This is a genomic window from Rhodanobacter sp. K2T2 (assembly GCF_013408815.1).
GTDB lineage: Bacteria > Pseudomonadota > Gammaproteobacteria > Xanthomonadales > Rhodanobacteraceae > Rhodanobacter.
This window is the reverse complement of the sequence record NZ_JACCCA010000002.1, coordinates 57,869-75,741: the sequence shown is the minus strand read 5'-3', so window position 1 is coordinate 75,741 and position 17,873 is coordinate 57,869. Positions and strand designations below refer to the sequence as shown.

Genomic DNA, 17,873 nt, shown 5'->3' with positions numbered 1-17,873 from the left:
CGCACTTTCGATCCCCCCGTTACGGAGACACGGTTCGCATGAAATTATCGACGATCGCCAGTGCGGCCCTGATCGGTCTGTCTTGTCAGCTTCCGTCTCAGGCGGATGCGGTGTCGCCGTCGCCCACGTCGCCTACGGCCGGCACGCTCACGCCACGGCAGGCCGATCAGGCATGGCAAGACGCGGCCGCAAAATTCGCGCCTGAACGCAGCGCCATTCTTAGTCGTGTTGCCGGGCACATGGACGACGGTCCGTTCCACGCGGACTGGGCATCGCTGGAAACGTACCGATCCCCCGGCTGGTACGACAATGCCAAGTTCGGCATCTTCATCCACTGGGGCGTTTACTCGGTGCCGGCATTCGGCAGCGAGTGGTATCCGCGCCTGATGTACCAAAAGGGCAGCACGGAATATCTCCACCAAATCGCTACGTACGGCGCGCTGTCGGCATTCGGTTACAAGGATTTCATTCCGCTGTTCAAGGCCCAGCGCTTCGATGCCTCGACCTGGGCCGCCTTGTTCAAGGCCGCCGGCGCGCGTTACGTGGTGCCGGTTGCCGAACACCACGACGGTTTTGCGATGTACGACTCCAAACTGTCGCAGTGGACTGCCGCCCAGATGGGGCCGCACAAAGACATCATCGGATTGCTGGAAAAAGCCGTGCGTGCGCAGGGCCTGCGCTTCGGCGTGTCCTCGCATCGCGCCGAGCACGATTGGTTCTTCGATGGCGGCCGGCATGTCGATTCGGACGTCAACGATCCGCGCTACGCAGGACTGTACGGCCCGGCGGAAGATCATTTGTCCAAGGACGACCAGAAACTTGCCGAGGACTGGACCTACGTCTCGCAGGCGTGGCTGGACGACTGGCTGGCGCGCACGGCCGAGCTGATCGACGACTACCATCCGGACATGATCTATTTCGACTGGTGGATCGGTCATCCGACTTTCCGCAACACGCTGCCGAAGATGCTGGCCTACTACTACAACCAGGGCGCGAAGCGCGATGGGGTGGTGGTCAACTACAAGTTGGGCGATTTTCCCGAAGGTGCCGGCGTGCTCGATATCGAACGCGGGCAATTGGCCGGCATCCAGGCGCGTCACTGGCAAACCGATACCTCGGTGAGCGACAAGTCGTGGGGCTACGTGGACGGCGATACCTACAAGTCGCCCACCGTGCTGATCCACCTGCTGGCCGATGTCGTGAGCAAGAACGGCAACCTGATGCTCAATATCGGTCCGCGCGCCGACGGCACCATTCCCGACGCCGAGCGCGACATTCTGCTGGCTATCGGCGGCTGGCTGAAGGTCAACGGCCAGGCCATCTACGACACCCGACCCTGGCGCGTGTTCGGCGAAGGTCCTACCGAGGTGGCCAGCGGAAGTTTTCAGGACATCAAGACCAAACCTTATACCGCCGATGATTTTCGCTTCACCACCCGGCCGGGTGCGCTGTATGCCATCGAGCTGGGCTGGCCGGACAACGCCGAATCGGTGATCCATTCGATCAAACCGTCCGACCATGCCGGTGCGGTCACGCTGCTGGCCGACGGGCGCACGCTCAAGACAACCCAGTGTGCCGATGGTCTGCACATCCACTTGCCGGGTAAGCCGTCGGGCGAGGGCGCCTATGTTTTTCGCATCGCGATGCCTGGTATCGATTCAAGTAACGGGAACCCATGATGAAAAGATTCTTCCAGTGGCTGTGTGCCGCCATGATGCTCGGCGGTGCTGCACATACCGCACATGCCGCGGAGCCGGCCGCCTTGTTCTACATGATGAACACGCAAAAGTCGGTCGACTCGATGATTGCCCACGTCGACAAGATCGGCCTGCTGGTGCCCACCTGGTACGGGGTGGACAGCCAGGGCCTGGTCAACGGCGGCCCTAATCCTTATGTGCTGAAAGTGGCCAAGGAACATCGCCTGCCGGTGATGCCGATCATTTCGATGACGGCAGGCCGCAAGGGCTTTCACGATCTGCTGCATGACGAAACCGCCAAGCAGCAGATGATCGACTCGATGCTGCAGCAGGCCAAGGAATACGGCTACACCGGTTTCCAGTTCGACTTCGAGAGCATCTCGTGGACCGATCGCGATGCCTATACGCTGATGGCCAGGCAAACGGCCGAGGCGCTGCACAAGCACGGACTGCAGTTGTCGATCGCCGTGGTGCCCAATGCGCCGGGCCACGCCGGCGAAGGCGAGTTTTCCAAGTGGATGTGGGAATACTGGCGTGGCGCTTACGATCTGGCTGCGCTGGGCAAGTACGCCGACCTGATCTGCCTGATGACCTACGACCAGCACACCCGCTGGACCACGCCGGGCCCGGTCGATGCGTTGCCGTGGATGCTCAAGCATCTGGATTACGCGCTCAAATACGTACCCAAAGAGAAGCTTTCGCTGGGTATCGCCCTGTACGGCTATCACTGGTTCACCGGCAATCCGGTGAAGGCCGATGGCACCGAGGCCTCCAACATCAGTGCCGACTACATCGACGCCGATGCGTCGTTCCCACTGGCCAAGGAGCAGGGTGCGCAGATCCAGTGGGACCCGGTGGAACACGAGTCCTGGTATTACTTCTATCGCGACGACATGCGCGAGTGGGTCTTCATGCCCGACGCGCACAGTTTCAACGACCGCCTGCAGCTGGTGCATCAGTACAACCTGGAAGGTTTCTGTTCCTGGGTGCTGGGTGCGGAAGATCCGAAGATCTGGGATGCCCTGCCCATCGTGAAGCGTTGAAACGGAGCGCGTGATGAAATCAGTGTCGACCGGCCGGTCGTCAGCGCAGGGCGGTCCTGTGCGGCGCAGCACAGCAGGGCGCTTGGGGCTCGTTATCGGATGGGCGATGGCCATGCTGGCAACCCCGGTCCTGACTCGGGCCGGTCAGGCGCCGCCGCTGCCGTTGATTCCCATGCCGGCGCAGGTCGAGCGGCACGACGGCCGCTTTGAAATAACCGGCGATACCGTGCTTTCCGTGCCGACGGGCGACACGGCGGCACTCGCTGCCGTGCAGGATCTGGCCGCCCGGCTGCAGCACACGCGTTCGCTGAAGCTGGGCGTTCGGCAGGAATCGACGGCATCGCCGCATGCGATCCGCGTGGCGCTCACCAGCGACGCACCGGTCACCGAGCCCGAAGGCTATGCGCTGACGGTGGATGGCGATGGCATAAGCCTCACCGCGCGCGATAGCGCCGGCCTGTTTTACGGCGCCATGACCTTGTGGCAGCTGCTGACTCCGGACGATCGCCACGGTGCGGTCGCCGTGCCCGCGATGAGCGTGCGTGACTGGCCGCGATTCCGCTGGCGCGGCCTGATGCTCGACTCGGCCCGACATTTCCAGAGCGTCGACACGGTCAAGCATCTGCTCGACGCCATGGCCGAGCACAAGCTCAATGTTTTTCACTGGCATCTCACCGACGACCAGGGTTGGCGGCTGCAGATCACGCGTTATCCCGAACTCACCACCACCGGCGCGTGGCGCACGCCGCCGGGTGCGGGCGCGCATGGCGAGCCTGCACGCTACGGCGGCTTTTATACCCAGGCGCAGGTGCGCGACATCGTGGCCTACGCGTCGGCGCGGCATATCACTGTAGTGCCCGAGTTGGACATGCCCGGGCATGCACAGGCGGCCGTCGCCGCGTACCCTGACCGCGTCGGCGTGACTGGCGCGCGTCCGCCGGTGTCGGTCGACTGGGGCGTCAATCCTTATCTTTACGCTACCCATGCCGGCAGTTTGGCTTTCATTGACAACGTCCTCGACGAGGTGATGACGTTGTTCCCCTCGACCTACATCCACGTCGGTGGCGACGAGGCGATCAAGGATCAGTGGAAGGCTTCACCTGCCGTGCAGGCGCAGATGAAGCAACTCGGCATCAAAACCGAAGATGCGATGCAGAGCTGGTTCATCGATCAGGTCGGCAAGTATCTGGAAAAGCACGGCCGCCGGCTGATCGGCTGGGACGAGATACTCGAAGGCGGTCTGCCGGCCAGCGCCTCGGTCATGTCCTGGCGCGGCACGCAGGGCGCCATCGACGCGGCGCGCCTGGGTCACGACGTGGTGCTTGCGCCCGGCGGCTCGCTGTATTTCGATCATCTGCAAAGCCTGCGCGCGGACGAACCCAACGGACGCTACGACGTATTGCCGCTGAAAACAGTGTATGCCTTCGATCCCATCGACCGCTCGCTGACGGCGGCGCAGGCCGGCCACGTGCTGGGCACTGAAGCCACGCTGTGGTCGGAGTTTTTGCCCTCGGCCTGGCATATCGACCACGCGCTTTTTCCACGCATCGACGCGTTTTCGGAAGTGGCGTGGTCGATGCCGGCGCAGCGCGACTGGCCCGGTTTTCTGACCCGCCTTGCGCCCCAACTGCAGCGATACCGCGCGTTGGGCATCCCGTACGCCGACAGTGCCTTTGCGGTGGACATCACGCTCGACGGCAGCGTCGATGCAACGCTGTCCAGCGGCAAGGCACGCATCGCGCTCGGCAACCAGGTCGATGACGGTTCTGCGGGCTACGGCCAGATTCATTACAGCACCGATGGCAGCGAGCCCACGCCGGCATCGGCGCGCTATGCGGGCCCGTTCGACCTCGGCCTGCCGGCCACGGTACGCGCGCGCGCCTTCGCGGCCGACGGTACGGCGTTGGCGGCTACGCGCAGCCGCCGCTTCGACGACGAAAGCCTGCGGACGCTGTCCAGCATTGAGCTTCGACCCTGCCCGGATGGCGACAGCGGCCTGCGCCTGCCGCTGCTGCCGGACCTCGCTGCGCCGGATACTCCCGTGTACAACGCCGACATCTTCCGCGCGTGCAAGATCTACCCGGCCGCGCGGCTGGACGGCATCGGCGCGATACGCGTCGACGCGGCGCGCCTGCCGCGCAACTTCGGTCTGGCCCACGACCAGGTCAAGGTGATCGGCTATCCGCGAGCCACGCCCTTCGGCGAACTCGAAGTGCGGCTGGATAGCTGCGACGGCGCGGTGCTGACACGCCTGCCGCTGCCGGCGGGTGATGCATTGGGTACGCGCCTGAATCTGCGCGGCGACCTGCCTGCGCAAAGCGGCCAGCACGACCTGTGCATGCGCTTCACGGCGCCGTCGAACGGCCCGCTCTACGCCATCGGCACGGTGCAACTGATTCCGACGGCGAAGCCCGCCGTCTCTCACCTTTCCTCGGGGAAAACCGAACCATGATGTCCCGGCACATGCCTGCGCGCGCGTTAGCCATCGGCCGCTGCCGATGGCTGGCGGCGATCCTGCTTTCAGCGGCTTATTCCAGTGTCGCCGCGCAGGTACCGCTCGACCGGCAGTCGCTGGATCGTCAGTCATTGAATCAGGGCTGGCAATACCGTCTCGCTCCCGGCGATAGCGCCGCCGCCGTGCATCCGGGCACCACGAGCTGGCAATCGGCGACGGTGCCGGGCACGGTACAGACCGATCTGCTCGGCGATAAACGGGTCAGCGATCCGTTCGTGCGCGATAACGAGGCGGCCATCCAGTGGGTCGGTTTGTCCGACTGGCAGTACCGCACGACGTTCAGGGTCGATTCCGCCACGTTGTCGCACGAGCATGTGGAGCTGGTGTTCGACGGCCTGGACACGTTTGCGGACGTCTATCTCAACGGCCACAAGCTGACCAGCACAGACAACATGTTCCGACAGTGGCGCATCCCGGCCAAGGCAGTACTGCATGCCGGCAGCAATACGCTGGAGGTACGTCTGTATTCGCCGATCAAGCGGCTCAAGCCGTGGCTGCTCAAGCAGCCTTATGCGTTGCCGGGCGAGTTCGACTCCGCTTTCGGCGACGAGCCCAAGGGCAAGCAGACCGCCAACTACATCCGCAAGGCGCAGTACCAGTACGGCTGGGACTGGGGCCCGCGCATCGTCACCGAAGGCATCTGGCAGAGCGTCCATCTGGACAGCTGGAACAGGCTGCGCGTGGCCGATTTCCACGTCGCGCAAACCGACATCTCCAAAGAGGTTGCGCAAGTCGACGTGGAACTCGATGTCGATGCCGATACCAGCGTGCCGCTGCAGGCCACGGTGGAGGCGATCGGCCCGGATGGCCAGCGCTTGACCAGCGCCACGCGCACGGTAACGATGGGGGCAGGTCGTCACACGTTGAACGTGCCGCTGCAGATCGATCGACCGCGCCTGTGGTACCCGACCGGTTACGGCGCTCAGGACATGTATACCTTCGTCGCCACGCTGAGCGACGGTAAGGGCGAGGTGTATCGCGCCCAGCACGCCACCGGCCTGCGCACGGTAACGCTGCGCCGCGATAAGGATGCCTGGGGCAAGGGTTTCGCGTTCGTGGTCAACGGCATCCCTGTGTTCGCCAAGGGCGCCAACCTGATCCCGTTCGACAGTTTCCCCACACGGGCCACCGATGCGCAGATGCGCCAGGTGCTCGCTGCCGCGCACGACGTCAACATGAACATGCTGCGCGTGTGGGGCGGCGGTTATTACCTGCCCGATGCGTTCTACAGCGAGGCCGACCGGCTCGGCCTGATGGTCTGGCAGGACTTCATGTTCGGCGGTGCGATACCGCCTTACGATGTGGCCTACCGCGAAAACACCCGGCAGGAGGCGATCGAGCAGGTCACGCGATTGCGCGATCATCCCAGCATCGTGCTGTGGGCGGGCAACAACGAGGTGCAGACGGGTTGGGAATCCTGGGCCGACCGCCAGGCCTTCAAGCTGTCGATCAGCCCCGACGAGCGCGAGCGCATCGTCACCGGCATGGTCAATCTGTTCGGCAATGTGCTGCGCGACGTGGTCGCGCGCTATTCGCCGGACGTGCCCTACTGGGCCAGTACGCCCAGCACCGATTACGATGGCGCGGCCAACGTGCTGGACGACGGCGACTATCACTACTGGGACGTGTGGTCGGGCAAGGCCAAGCCGGTGGAGGAATATCTCGACGTCACGCCGCGCTTCCAGTCCGAATACGGCCTGCAGTCGTTCCCGGTGATGCGCACCGTGGAGGCCTTCACCGATCCGGCCGACCGCCAGAGCGAATCGACGGTGATGCGCGCGCACCAGAAATACGACAGCGGCAATGGTAACCAGCGCCTGCTGCTGTACATACGGCGCGCGTATGGCGAGCCGAAAGACTTCGCCACCTTCGTCTATCTCAGCCAGGTGATGCAGGCGCACGGCATCGAACTGGCCGCCGAACATTTGCGCGCGTCGCGTCCGCACGCGATGGGCTCGCTGTACTGGCAGCTCAACGACGTGTGGCCGGGAGCGTCGTGGTCGAGCATTGACTATTTCGGACGCTGGAAAGCGCTGCAGTTCCACGCCCGCCGTTTTTATGCGCCGCAGATGCTTGCCGCACTGCGCAACCATGGCACCACCGCGGTGTCGATGGTGTCCGACAGTACCACTGCCATGCCCGCGCACTGGCGCATGCGGGTCATGTCGTTCGATGGCAAGGTGCTGGCGCATGCCGAGGGCCAGCTGACGCTGGCACCGCTGTCCAGTACGCCGGTGGGTAGTTATCCCGACGCCAAGCTCTTGCACGGCGGCGATCCGAAAAAGACCTTCGCGGTATTCGACTGGATGGACGGCGATCGCTCGCTGTCTCGTAGTCTGGTGTTTTTCGACGAGCCGAAAAACCTGACATGGCCGGTTGGCGGCATCCACGCGTCGCTGGCGCAGACCGGTGATGGTTATCAGCTCACCCTGAGCGCCGATGCACTGGCGCGCGACGTATGGATTTCCTTCGGCGATCTGGACGCCGAGCTGTCCGACAACGCGTTCGATCTGCTGCCCGGCGAAACGAAAACGCTGCACGTGAAAAGCGCCGCGTCGCTGGACGCGCTGCAGCATGCGCTGCACTGGCAAACCCTGGCTGACGCTATCGCCACCAGCACGCTGGCAGGCACACCGACAGCGAAGGCTGGCAACGTTCAGCCGTCGCTGGAACAGGCCAGCGCGGTACGGGATATGGAGGCACGGCGATGACGACGCCCCGTGTTGCTGTCGCCGGCATCATCGCCATCCTCGCGCTGGCGGGTGGATCGGCCAATGCCGCGAATGACACTGTCGATACGCGCGCCGCAGCGCTGGTGGCGAAGATGACGCTGGCCGAAAAGGTCGACCAGACGCAGAGCGGGGCGCCGGCGATACCGCGCCTTGGCGTGTCCGCTTACGAGTGGTGGGGCGAGGGTCTGCACGGCCTGGCCCGTGGCGGTTACGCCACGGTATTCCCCCAGGCCATCGCGCTGGCCGCCAGCTGGAACCCGTGGCTGCTGCACGGCGTGGGCACGGTGGTGTCGACCGAGGCGCGCGCGCGTTTCAACGCCATCGGTGCCGGCCACGATCACGGCCGTTACCAGGGGCTGACGATCTGGTCGCCGAACGTGAATATTTTTCGCGATCCGCGCTGGGGCCGCGGCCAGGAAACTTACGGCGAAGACCCGTTCCTCACCGGCAAGCTGGCGGTGGGTTTCATCGGCGGCATCCAGGGCGACGACCTGGCGCATCCGCGCGCCATCGCCACGCCCAAGCACCTGGCCGTGCACAGTGGGCCGGAGGCGGGTCGGCACGGCTTCGATATCGACGTGTCGCCGCACGATCTGGAGGCGACCTATCTGCCGGCGTTTCGTGCGGCCATCGTCGAGGGCCAGGCCGAATCGGTGATGTGCGCCTACAACGCGCTGCACGGTACGCCGGTGTGCGCCGACCCCTGGCTGCTGGATCAGCGTCTGCGCAAGGACTGGGGCTTTCGCGGCTTTGTCGTGTCCGATTGCGATGCGGTCGACGACATGACCAAATCCCATTATTTCAAACCGGACAATGCGCAGTCCTCGGCGGCGTCTATTCGTGCAAGCACCGACCTGGACTGCGGCCATGCCTATGCCGATCTCACGCAGGCCGTGCAGCACGGGCAGCTCGACAGCGCCGTGATCGATCGCGCCCTGGTGCGCCTGTTCAGTGCGCGCTACCGGCTGGGCGAGCTGGCGCCGGCATCCGCTGATCCCTACCGGATGATCGGCGCCGATCAGGTCGATACGCCGGCCGACCGGCAGCTCGCGCTCCGCGCCGCGCTGGAGTCGATGGTGCTGCTGAAAAACGCGCACGGCATTTTGCCGCTGCGCCCCGATACACGGCTGGCGGTCGTCGGGCCCAATGCCGATACGCTGGAAACGCTGGAAGCGAACTATCACGGTACCCCTCGCGCACCGGTCACGCCGTTGCAAGGTTTGCGTGATCGCTTCGGTGCCGACCGCGTGGCCTATGCGCAGGGCTCGCCCATTGCCGCTGCCGTGCCGATTCCGGTTCCCGAAACCGCCTTGCGCGATCCTCAGGGCCGGGTAGGGCTGGCCGGCAGCTATTTCGACAACACCGACTTCGGCGGCTCGCCGACCGTGCGGCGCACCGACAGACGGATCGATTTCGACTGGGACAACATCGCGCCGGCCGAAGGGTTGCGCGCCGACCGCTACGCGGTGCGCTGGGATGGCCAGCTGCTGCCGCCCGGCGCGGGCGACTACGTACTGGCGGTGCACGTGGATCGCTGTTTCGACTGCGCCGGCCACGATCCGGTACGTCTTTTTGTCGATGGCAAGCCGGTACTGGGCGATCGCACCGGCGCCGGTGCGTTGCAGGTGCCGCTCCATTTTGCCGACACGCAACCGCATGCGATCCGGCTGGAACTGGTGCACAGCGGGCAGGATCAGGGCATCCGACTGCAATGGCTGGCGCCGGCGACGGCGCAGCTCGCCGAAGCGGCAGCCGCGGTGGCCAAGGCCGATGCGGTGATGGCTTTCGTCGGCTTGTCGCCGGATGTGGAAGGCGAAGAACTGCAAATCGACGTGCCGGGTTTCGACGGCGGCGATCGCACCGGCATCGACCTGCCGCCTGCGCAGGACGCCTTGCTCCAGCGTGTCGCCGCCAGCGGCAAGCCGCTGGTCGTGGTGCTGATGTCCGGCAGCGCGGTGGCGCTGAACTGGGCGCAGCAGCACGCCGATGCGATCGTCGCGGCGTGGTATCCGGGTGCGCAGGGCGGTGTGGCCATCGCGCAGACACTGGCTGGCGACTACAACCCCGGCGGACGATTGCCGGTGACTTTCTATCGCTCCAGTCGCGACCTGCCGCCGTTCGTCAGCTATGCCATGCAAGGCCGCACTTACCGTTATTTCCGCGGCACGCCGCTGTATGCGTTCGGCTATGGCCTCAGCTATACGCATTTTGCATATGCCGCGCCGACGCTGTCGTCCACGCAGCTGACCGCCGGCCAGCCGCTGGACGTCGGTGTAGACGTGCGCAACGATGGTGGACGGGAGGGTGACGAGGTCGTCCAGGTCTACCTGGTGCCGCCGCAGACGCCGCTGGCCAGTCGCCATGCGCTGGTGGGTTTCCAGCGCGTGCATCTGGCGGCCGGCGAGCAGCGTCATGTGCACTTCATGCTGTCCGCGCGCGATCTCAGCACGGTGGATGAGGGCGGCACGCGTGCGGTCAGTGCCGGCCAGTATCAGGTATTCGTCGGTGGCGGCCAGCCCGACTCAGCTCCTGGTGTGAGTGCCGATTTCGCGATTACCGGTCAGCAAGTGCTGCCGCACTGATGAGGCGGGGAGTAAAAGCATGCCGACGCGTCGCGAGCTGTTGAAATGGATGGGGCTGGCTGGCGCGGCATCGGCCCTGGGTGCCGGTACTGGTGTTGCTCTGGCTGCCGCCGCGCCGCGGTTGACGAGCAAGCGTCCGCCGCCGTCCGGGCGCAAATTCGTCAGCCAGGCGGTGGAGCGTCAGCTGGCCGCGGTGCGCGCGAGCATCGCCGATCCCAAGCTGGCGTGGATGTTTGAAAACTGCTACCCCAACACGCTCGATACCACGGTGCAGATCGGCACCCTCGACGGCAAGCCGGATACGTTTGTCATTACCGGCGACATCGACGCGATGTGGCTGCGCGATTCTTCCGCGCAGGTGCATCCCTATCTGCCGCTGGCGTCGCGCGATGCCGCGCTGCGGCAGCTCTATCGCGGTCTGATCCGGCGCCAGGCGCGCTGCATCCGTATCGATCCTTACGCCAATGCCTTCATGCCCGGCCCGCACGATTCGCCGCTGAGCTGGTCCGTGCACGATGTGACGGACAAGTATCCGGGCGTGGGCGAGCGCAAGTGGGAGGTCGACTCGCTGTGCTATCCCGTTCGGCTGGCGCACGGTTACTGGCAGGCCACTGGCGATACCGAGCCGTTCGATGACGACTGGCGCCAGGCCATGCACCTCGTGCTGTCCACTTTCGTCGAGCAGCAGCGCAAGCACGACCGCGGCCCGTATCATTTTCAGCGCGTGTCGGAGGTGCCGACCGAGACCCAGTTTTTGGCGGGTTACGGCAATCCGACGCGGCCCAACGGCATGATTCACTCGATGTTCCGTCCGTCCGACGACGCCTGCCTCTATCCGTTGCTGGTGCCGTCCAATCTTTTCGCGACGGTGTCGCTGCGCCAGCTGGCGCAGATGAGCCGCGCGATCCATCACGACAACGATTTCGCCGCGCGCTGCGAGGCGCTGGCTACGGAAGTGGAACAGGCTACGCAGCGCGACGGACTGATGCGCGAAGCCGGCAGCGAAGCGCACTGGGCCTACGAGATCGACGGTTATGGCAACCAGCTGTTCATGGACGACGCCAACGTGCCGAGCCTGCTGGGCCTGCCTTATCTTGGCTGCTGCCAGCGCAGCGACCCGCTGTACCAGCGCACCCGTGCACGGGTGTGGAGCACGCGCAATCCGTATTTCTTTCAAGGCCGCGCCGCCGAGGGTGTCGGCGGCCCGCACGAAGGGCTGCGGATGATCTGGCCGATGTCGATCATGATGCGCGCGCTCACCAGCGACGAGCCGGCCGAGATCGCCCAGTGCCTGGCGTGGCTGCGCGATACCGATGCAGGCACCGGTTTCATGCACGAAGCCTTCGACCAGGACGACCCGACCCATTTCACCCGTCCCTGGTTCGCCTGGGCCAACACACTGTTCGGCGAGCTGATCGTCGATATCAACCAACGCCATCCCGCGCTGCTGAAGGCTTGAATCGCCGTGCGGTGGCCCGACCCGAGATGATGCATGCTTACACGTCGAGGTTTTTTGCAGGGCGCCATCGCCTTTGCGCTGGCCGCTGCCAGCGACGGATTCGCCGCCGCGCTGCCGTTGCCGCCGAAGGCGATGGAGTCTTCCGCCGGCGCCGCCGCCGCGCTCGCCGACCTGACCCGGCACGTCGATGTCTTCATCGGCACCGGCGGACACGGCCATACCTTTCCCGGCGCCAGCCTGCCGTTCGGCATGGTGCAGCTCAGTCCGGACACGTACAACGCCGTGTGGGATTCGTGCTCGGGTTATTACCGTGACGATGGTTCGATCATGGGGTTTTCGCATACCCATCTGTCAGGCACCGGCATTGGCGACATGCTCGACGTATTGGTGATGCCGGCCACCGGCGAGGTAAAGATCGTGCCGGGCAGCCTGGAAAATCCACAGGCCGGTTACCGCTCGCGCTACGACCATGCCGACGAGTCCGCGACGCCGGGCTACTACAGCGTGCTGCTGAAAGATTACGGCATCCGCGCCGAGCTGACCGCCACCGAGCGCGCCGGCCTGCATCGATACACTTTTCCGGCCGGGCAGAGCGGTCATCTGGTGGTGGACCTGTTCCACGGCATGCAGGACAACCCGACCACGCCCACGCGCGTGTCCGATGCCGAGCTGACCGTGGTCGACGACCGCACGCTGACCGGTGGACGTCGCGTGCACGAGTGGGCCGATGGCCGCCATATCTATTTCGCGATGAAGCTGTCGCGGCCGTTCGCCCGCGCCCAGGTGTACGCCAACGACACGGCGCTCGCGGCCACCGCGCGGCATGCCAGCGGCACCAATCTCAAGACGGTTCTGTATTACCCCGATGCGCACGACACGCCGTTGCTGGTGAAAGTGGGCATTTCGGCGGTCAGCGTCGAGAACGCCGTGCGCAATCTCGACACCGAACTGCCCGGCTGGGATTTCGCCGGCGTGCACGCGGCGGCTGTGGCGGCTTGGGAGCGCGAACTGGGGCGTGTGCGCATCAGCACGCCGTCGGCGCGCGATCAGCGGATTTTCTACACCGCGATGTACCACACCATGCTGGCCCCCTCGCTGTTCAGCGATGTCGATGGCCGTTACCGCGGCATGGATATGACTATCCATCAATTGCCGAACGGTGCCCACAACTACAGCACGTATTCGCTGTGGGATACCTATCGCGCCCTGCATCCGATGTTCACCCTGATCCAGCCCGAACGGGTTCCGGATCTGGTCAACGGCCTGGTGCGCATGGCCAAGGAGAGTCCGGCCGGGCCGCCCGTGTGGCCGCTGCAGGGCGTGGAAACCGGCTGCATGATCGGCTACCACTCGGCCGTGGTGATTGCCGAGGCGCAGGCCAAAGGCTTCACCGGCATCGACTACACCAGCGCCTGGCCGATCTATCGCCAGCGCGCTCTGCAAGATGACTACCGTGGGCTGGCCCAGTACCGCAAACTCGGCTACCTGCCCAGCGACACAGTCGAGGAGGCGGTCAGCAAGACGCTGGAATACGCCTACGACGACTGGGCCGTGGCGCAAATGGCCAAGGCCGCCGGCGCGATGGACGACCACCGCACCCTGCTGGCGCAGTCGCGCAACTATCGGCACCTGTTCAACCCGGCCAACCATTTCATGCAGCCGCGCGCGACCGACGGGCAGTGGATGACCCCGTTCGACCCGCGTGGGCTGGGTCACTTCAAGAAATGGCGCGACTACACGGAAAGCAATGCGTGGGAAGCGACCTTCCTGAACCAGCACGACATCTATCACTACATGACGATGTTCGGCGGCCGCGATGCTTTCGTCAAAAAGCTCGATCACCTGTTCAACATGAGTTCGGCCCTGCCGCCCGACGCGCCGCCGGATATCGCCGGCATGGTCGGCCAGTACGCGCACGGCAACGAGCCGAGCCATCATGTGGCGTATCTGTACGCCTATGCCGGCCAGCATTACAAAACCCAGTCGCGCGTGCGGATGTTGTGCGAGAGCATGTATCGCGACCAGCCCGACGGGCTGGCGGGCAACGACGACTGCGGCCAGATCAGCGCTTGGTATGTGCTGAGCGCGCTGGGCTTCTATCCGGTCGATCCGGTCAGTGCCACCTATGTGTTGGGCAGTCCGCTGTTCGACCGCGCGGAGCTGACGATGGCGCAAGGGCGCCGCCTGGTGATCGAGGCGCGCGACAACGGGCCGGACCGGCCATACATCCAGTCGGTGCAATGGAACGGCCAGCCTTACAGTCGCACCTGGTTCCGACACGCCGACCTGGCGGCGGGCGGTCATCTGCTGTTCGTGATGGGCGACAAGCCGAACAAACATTACGGATCGGCGGCGGTCGATTTGCCACCCTCATTCGGCGAAACAGTATGAAGAGCGTCCTGCTGAGCCTGTCGCTGTGTGCGGTGTTGTACGGCTTTTGTGGCAGGTCAGCCGCGGCCGATACGCCGGTCGCGGCCGGCCCGATCGTCATCCAGGGCGATCATTTCGTCAGCCACGGTAAGCCGTACCAGATCATCTCCGGCTCGATGCATTTTCAGCGTATCCCGCGAGAGTACTGGCGCGATCGCTTGCGCAAGGCGCGTGCGATGGGGCTCAATACGGTACAGACGTATGTGTTCTGGAACGCGGTGGAAGCGCAGCGCGGCCAGTTCGATTTCAGCGGACGCAACGACGTGGCTGCCTTCGTGCGCATGGCGCAGGAGGAGGGGCTGAACGTGATCCTGCGGCCGGGCCCTTACGTTTGCGCCGAGTGGGAGGCCGGCGGTTTTCCCGCCTGGCTGTTTGCCGATCCGCACCTGCGCGTGCGCACGCGCGATCCGGCCTACCTCGCGGCGGTCGAGACGTATTTCCAGCGTCTGGGGCAGGAGCTGGCGCCGTTGATGGCCGCGCGCGGCGGGCCGATCGTCGCGGTGCAGGTGGAGAACGAATACGGCTCGTATGGCAATGACCGGCAGTACATGGACGACATCCGTCAATCGCTGGTTCGCGCCGGGCTGGGCCAGAACCTGCTGTTCACCTCCGATGGCGCCGACATGCTGGCCAACGATGCCTTGCCCGGCGTGCTGGCGGTGGCCAATTTTGCGCCCGGCGAGGCGAAAAGCGCGCTGGCGAAACTCGCGGCCTTTCGTCCGCGGCAACCGCGCATGGTGGGCGAATACTGGGCCGGCTGGTTCGATGGCTGGGGCGGCAAGCACGCGCACACCGACGCCGTCCAGCAGGCAAGCGAACTGGCGTGGATGCTGGGGCAGGGCGATTCGGTCAATCTCTACATGTTCGAGGGCGGCACCAGCTTCGGCTTCATGAACGGTGCCAACGACCAGGGCGGCCCGGCCGATCACTACGTCGCACAGACCACCAGCTATGACTACGACGCGGCGCTGGACGAAGCCGGCCGGCCCACGCCCAAGTTCGCGCTGTTCCGTCAGGTCATCGCCAGGGCGACCGGCGTCACGCCACCGCCGCTGCCGGAGCCGACGCCGTTCATGACGCTGCCGGCGATCACCCTGGGCGAGTCGGCGTCGTTGTGGGACAACCTGCCCGACCCCATCCATGTCGACCAACCGGCGCCGATGGAGCAGTTCGGCCAGGATTACGGCTACATCCTCTACCGCACCCAGGTCAGCGGGCCGGTCAAGGGGCAGCTCTATCTGGGCAATGTGCGCGATTACGCGGCGGTCTACGTGGATCGCAAGCAGGTGGGTACGGCCGATCGCGCCCTGAAACAGGAAACGCTGCCAATCACACTTGGCGCGGGCCGCCATACGCTGGATATCCTGGTGGAGAATACCGGACGCATCAACTACGGCCCGCACCTGGCCGATGGGCGTGCCGGCCTGGTCGATCCGGTCTGGCTGGACGGCAAGCGGCTGAGCGATTGGCAGGTCTATCCGCTGCCTATGCGTTCGCCCGATGCGCTGCACGGGTGGACCGCCGCCGCCGTGGACGGCCCGGCATTTCACCGGGCGCGCGTGCACGTGGCGCAGCCGGCCGATACCTACCTGGATGTCAGTGCGTTCGGTAAGGGTGCAGCCTGGGTCAATGGCCGAAACCTCGGCCGTATCTGGAATATTGGTCCGCAGCGTTCGCTGTACGTGCCGGCACCGTGGCTGGCGCGCGGCGACAACACGCTGGTGATCTTCGATCTGCAGACGAGCCACGATGCCAAAGTCACCGGCTCGGCGCAGCCGGTGTGGTCGGTGCCGGCGCACTGACGCATGGTGTGCGGACGCGCCGCTTCGATACCGCCATCGCGCGCCGCCGGCTGGCGAAAGGGCAGGCGTATCGCGCGGCGCATATCGCTTTGCTGCCGCACGCTGGACTGCCGAGCCCGGTTCATCGACGACGTGTCAGGGCTTGGCCGGTTCAGCCACGTCGAACAACTCGAAGCCACGGATATGCGCGGTGCCCACGCTGGAAAGGATGTTCAGGCGTACCTTGCTGGTGGTCACCGGCGCGAAGCGATCGATCTTCATGTGGCCGATCGCCTCGGCGCTGGCGACGGTTTTCCAGCTGCCGTCGACCCATGCCTGCACGGTGTACTTCTGCACCTGCTGACCCGCATTGAGCCATTCCTTGGACAGGCTGCGATCGAAGGTCACCGGCTGGGCAAAGTCCACCTCCAGCTCGGCGTGATGAGACCCTTCCGGCGCCGACCAGAAGGTGTCGTCGTTGCCGTCCAGCGCAGCGGCGGTGTTGGCATCGGTCGGCAGGTGCCGGCGGGCCAGATCGCTGTCGTTGCCGTAGCGCGCCTGCAGTGCCTCGCCAAAGGCCTTCAGGCGCGCCACATCGGCAGCTGGCAGCAGGCCGTGCCGGTTCGGCGCCAGACCCAGCATCAGCTGGCCGCCCAGGCCGACGCTGTTTTCCCAAATGTCCATCAGCTCGGGCACGCTTTTGAGCGTGGTGTCGCTGTTGGGGTGCCAGAACCATTGCAGCTTGTGCAGCGGGGTGTCCACCTCCACCGGGCGCCAGCGAAGTTCGCCATGGCGATCGATCACGTTCCAGTTTTCGCCACGGATGTGGCCGTCCTCCTGGCCCACCCAGCGGATGTCGCCGTAATCGAAAAGCGCCACGTCGGCGAACACCATGGTGTTGGGCTGGTACGTGCGCAGTTCCTCGATGTATTTCTTGAAGTCGTAGACATGGCCCGAGCTGCCCGCGCCATCGAGCCACCATTCGGTCAGCGGTCCGTAATTCTGGATCAGCTCGTCCATCTGCGCGGCGTAGAAAACGTCGTAGGCCTTGGCGTCCTTGTAGCGCGGTTCGTGGCGGTCCCACGGCGACAGATAAATGCCGAAATCCATGCCCTGTTTGCGCACGGCTTGCTCGGTCATGCGCACCAAGTCGCCCTTGCCGTGCAGCCACGGGCTGCTCTTTACCGAGTAGTCGCTCTGGCCGGTGGGCCACAACGCAAAGCCATCGTGGTGCTTGGCCACCAGCACAAGATACTTCGCTCCGGCCGACTGGGCTGCCTTCACCCATTGGCCGGGATCGACCTGGTCGGGATTGAACACAGCGGGGTCGGCGTTGCCGTCGCCCCATTCGCGGTCGAGAAAGGTATTGGTGCCGAAGTGCACGATCACGCCGAATTCGAGATCCTGCCAGTGCGTTTGCTGCGGCGACGGCGTCACGTCGATGAAGTTCTCCGCCGCGGCGGTGCCGGCGCAGGCAAGGGTAACGGCCAATACGCCGGCCAGTACGCGGCGGTGGAGATGACGACAATGATTGGTTCGATCACGGGAGGGCTTCATTACGGGGCTCTTCAGTCAACTTTATTTGGAAGTAAAAACGTCTATTCGATGGTATCCATTAAAGCCGCCAAATAGCT

General features: G+C 64.9%; 9 protein-coding genes. 8 read left to right on the top strand and 1 reads right to left on the bottom strand.

Annotated features, from left to right (window positions below; genetic code table 11):
• Window positions 1-38 precede the first annotated feature (38 nt).
• From HDE78_RS03700 to HDE78_RS03665, 8 genes are read left to right on the top strand one after another with little or no spacing between them, the layout of a single operon-like run.
• Complete coding sequence (locus tag HDE78_RS03700; protein WP_179477185.1) at window positions 39-1,679, top strand: alpha-L-fucosidase; 1,641 nt, start codon at window positions 39-41, stop codon at window positions 1,677-1,679.
• Window positions 1,680-1,711: 32 nt separating this feature from the next.
• On the top strand, window positions 1,712-2,740 hold the full coding sequence (locus HDE78_RS03695; protein WP_255457646.1) for a glycosyl hydrolase family 18 protein: 1,029 nt from the start codon (window positions 1,712-1,714) through the stop codon (window positions 2,738-2,740).
• A 13-nt stretch (window positions 2,741-2,753) separates the two neighbouring features.
• Window positions 2,754-5,192: a family 20 glycosylhydrolase gene (locus HDE78_RS03690; RefSeq protein ID WP_179477183.1), complete on the top strand. Its 2,439-nt coding sequence runs from the start codon at window positions 2,754-2,756 to the stop codon at window positions 5,190-5,192.
• An 11-nt stretch (window positions 5,193-5,203) separates the two neighbouring features.
• The gene (locus tag HDE78_RS03685; RefSeq protein ID WP_179477551.1) at window positions 5,204-7,966 is read left to right on the top strand and encodes a glycoside hydrolase family 2 protein; all 2,763 of its coding nucleotides are present in this window, start codon (window positions 5,204-5,206) and stop codon (window positions 7,964-7,966) included.
• A complete protein-coding gene (locus tag HDE78_RS03680) occupies window positions 7,963-10,569 on the top strand; it encodes a glycoside hydrolase family 3 C-terminal domain-containing protein (protein WP_179477182.1) in 2,607 nt (868 codons plus the stop codon). The genes HDE78_RS03685 and HDE78_RS03680 overlap by 4 nt, the downstream gene beginning before the upstream one ends.
• Before the next feature lie 19 nt (window positions 10,570-10,588).
• On the top strand, window positions 10,589-12,028 hold the full coding sequence (locus HDE78_RS03675) for a glycoside hydrolase family 125 protein (protein WP_179477181.1): 1,440 nt from the start codon (window positions 10,589-10,591) through the stop codon (window positions 12,026-12,028).
• 33 nt (window positions 12,029-12,061) lie between these two features.
• On the top strand, window positions 12,062-14,419 hold the full coding sequence (locus HDE78_RS03670; protein ID WP_179477180.1) for a GH92 family glycosyl hydrolase: 2,358 nt from the start codon (window positions 12,062-12,064) through the stop codon (window positions 14,417-14,419).
• Window positions 14,416-16,260 (top strand): beta-galactosidase, encoded by a 1,845-nt coding sequence (locus HDE78_RS03665; protein WP_179477179.1) that lies wholly within the window; start codon window positions 14,416-14,418, stop codon window positions 16,258-16,260. Before HDE78_RS03670 ends, HDE78_RS03665 begins: the two co-directional genes overlap by 4 nt.
• A gap of 135 nt (window positions 16,261-16,395) precedes the next feature.
• Here HDE78_RS03665 and HDE78_RS03660 read toward each other — a convergent pair whose 3' ends face one another.
• Window positions 16,396-17,796, bottom strand: coding sequence for an alpha-L-fucosidase (locus HDE78_RS03660; RefSeq protein ID WP_179477178.1), 1,401 nt, complete (start codon window positions 17,794-17,796; stop codon window positions 16,396-16,398).
• Window positions 17,797-17,873: the final 77 nt, after the last annotated feature.

Bases quoted from the DNA above. Each gene is read 5' to 3' on its own strand.
- HDE78_RS03700 (WP_179477185.1), top strand. From the start codon at position 39: ATGAAATTATCGACGATCGCCAGTGCGGCCCTGATCGGTCTGTCTTGT.
- HDE78_RS03695 (WP_255457646.1), top strand. From the start codon at position 1,712: ATGATGCTCGGCGGTGCTGCACATACCGCACATGCCGCGGAGCCGGCC.
- HDE78_RS03690 (WP_179477183.1), top strand. From the start codon at position 2,754: ATGAAATCAGTGTCGACCGGCCGGTCGTCAGCGCAGGGCGGTCCTGTG.
- HDE78_RS03685 (WP_179477551.1), top strand. From the start codon at position 5,204: ATGCCTGCGCGCGCGTTAGCCATCGGCCGCTGCCGATGGCTGGCGGCG.
- HDE78_RS03680 (WP_179477182.1), top strand. From the start codon at position 7,963: ATGACGACGCCCCGTGTTGCTGTCGCCGGCATCATCGCCATCCTCGCG.
- HDE78_RS03675 (WP_179477181.1), top strand. From the start codon at position 10,589: ATGCCGACGCGTCGCGAGCTGTTGAAATGGATGGGGCTGGCTGGCGCG.
- HDE78_RS03670 (WP_179477180.1), top strand. From the start codon at position 12,062: ATGCTTACACGTCGAGGTTTTTTGCAGGGCGCCATCGCCTTTGCGCTG.
- HDE78_RS03665 (WP_179477179.1), top strand. From the start codon at position 14,416: ATGAAGAGCGTCCTGCTGAGCCTGTCGCTGTGTGCGGTGTTGTACGGC.
- HDE78_RS03660 (WP_179477178.1), bottom strand. From the start codon at position 17,796: ATGAAGCCCTCCCGTGATCGAACCAATCATTGTCGTCATCTCCACCGC.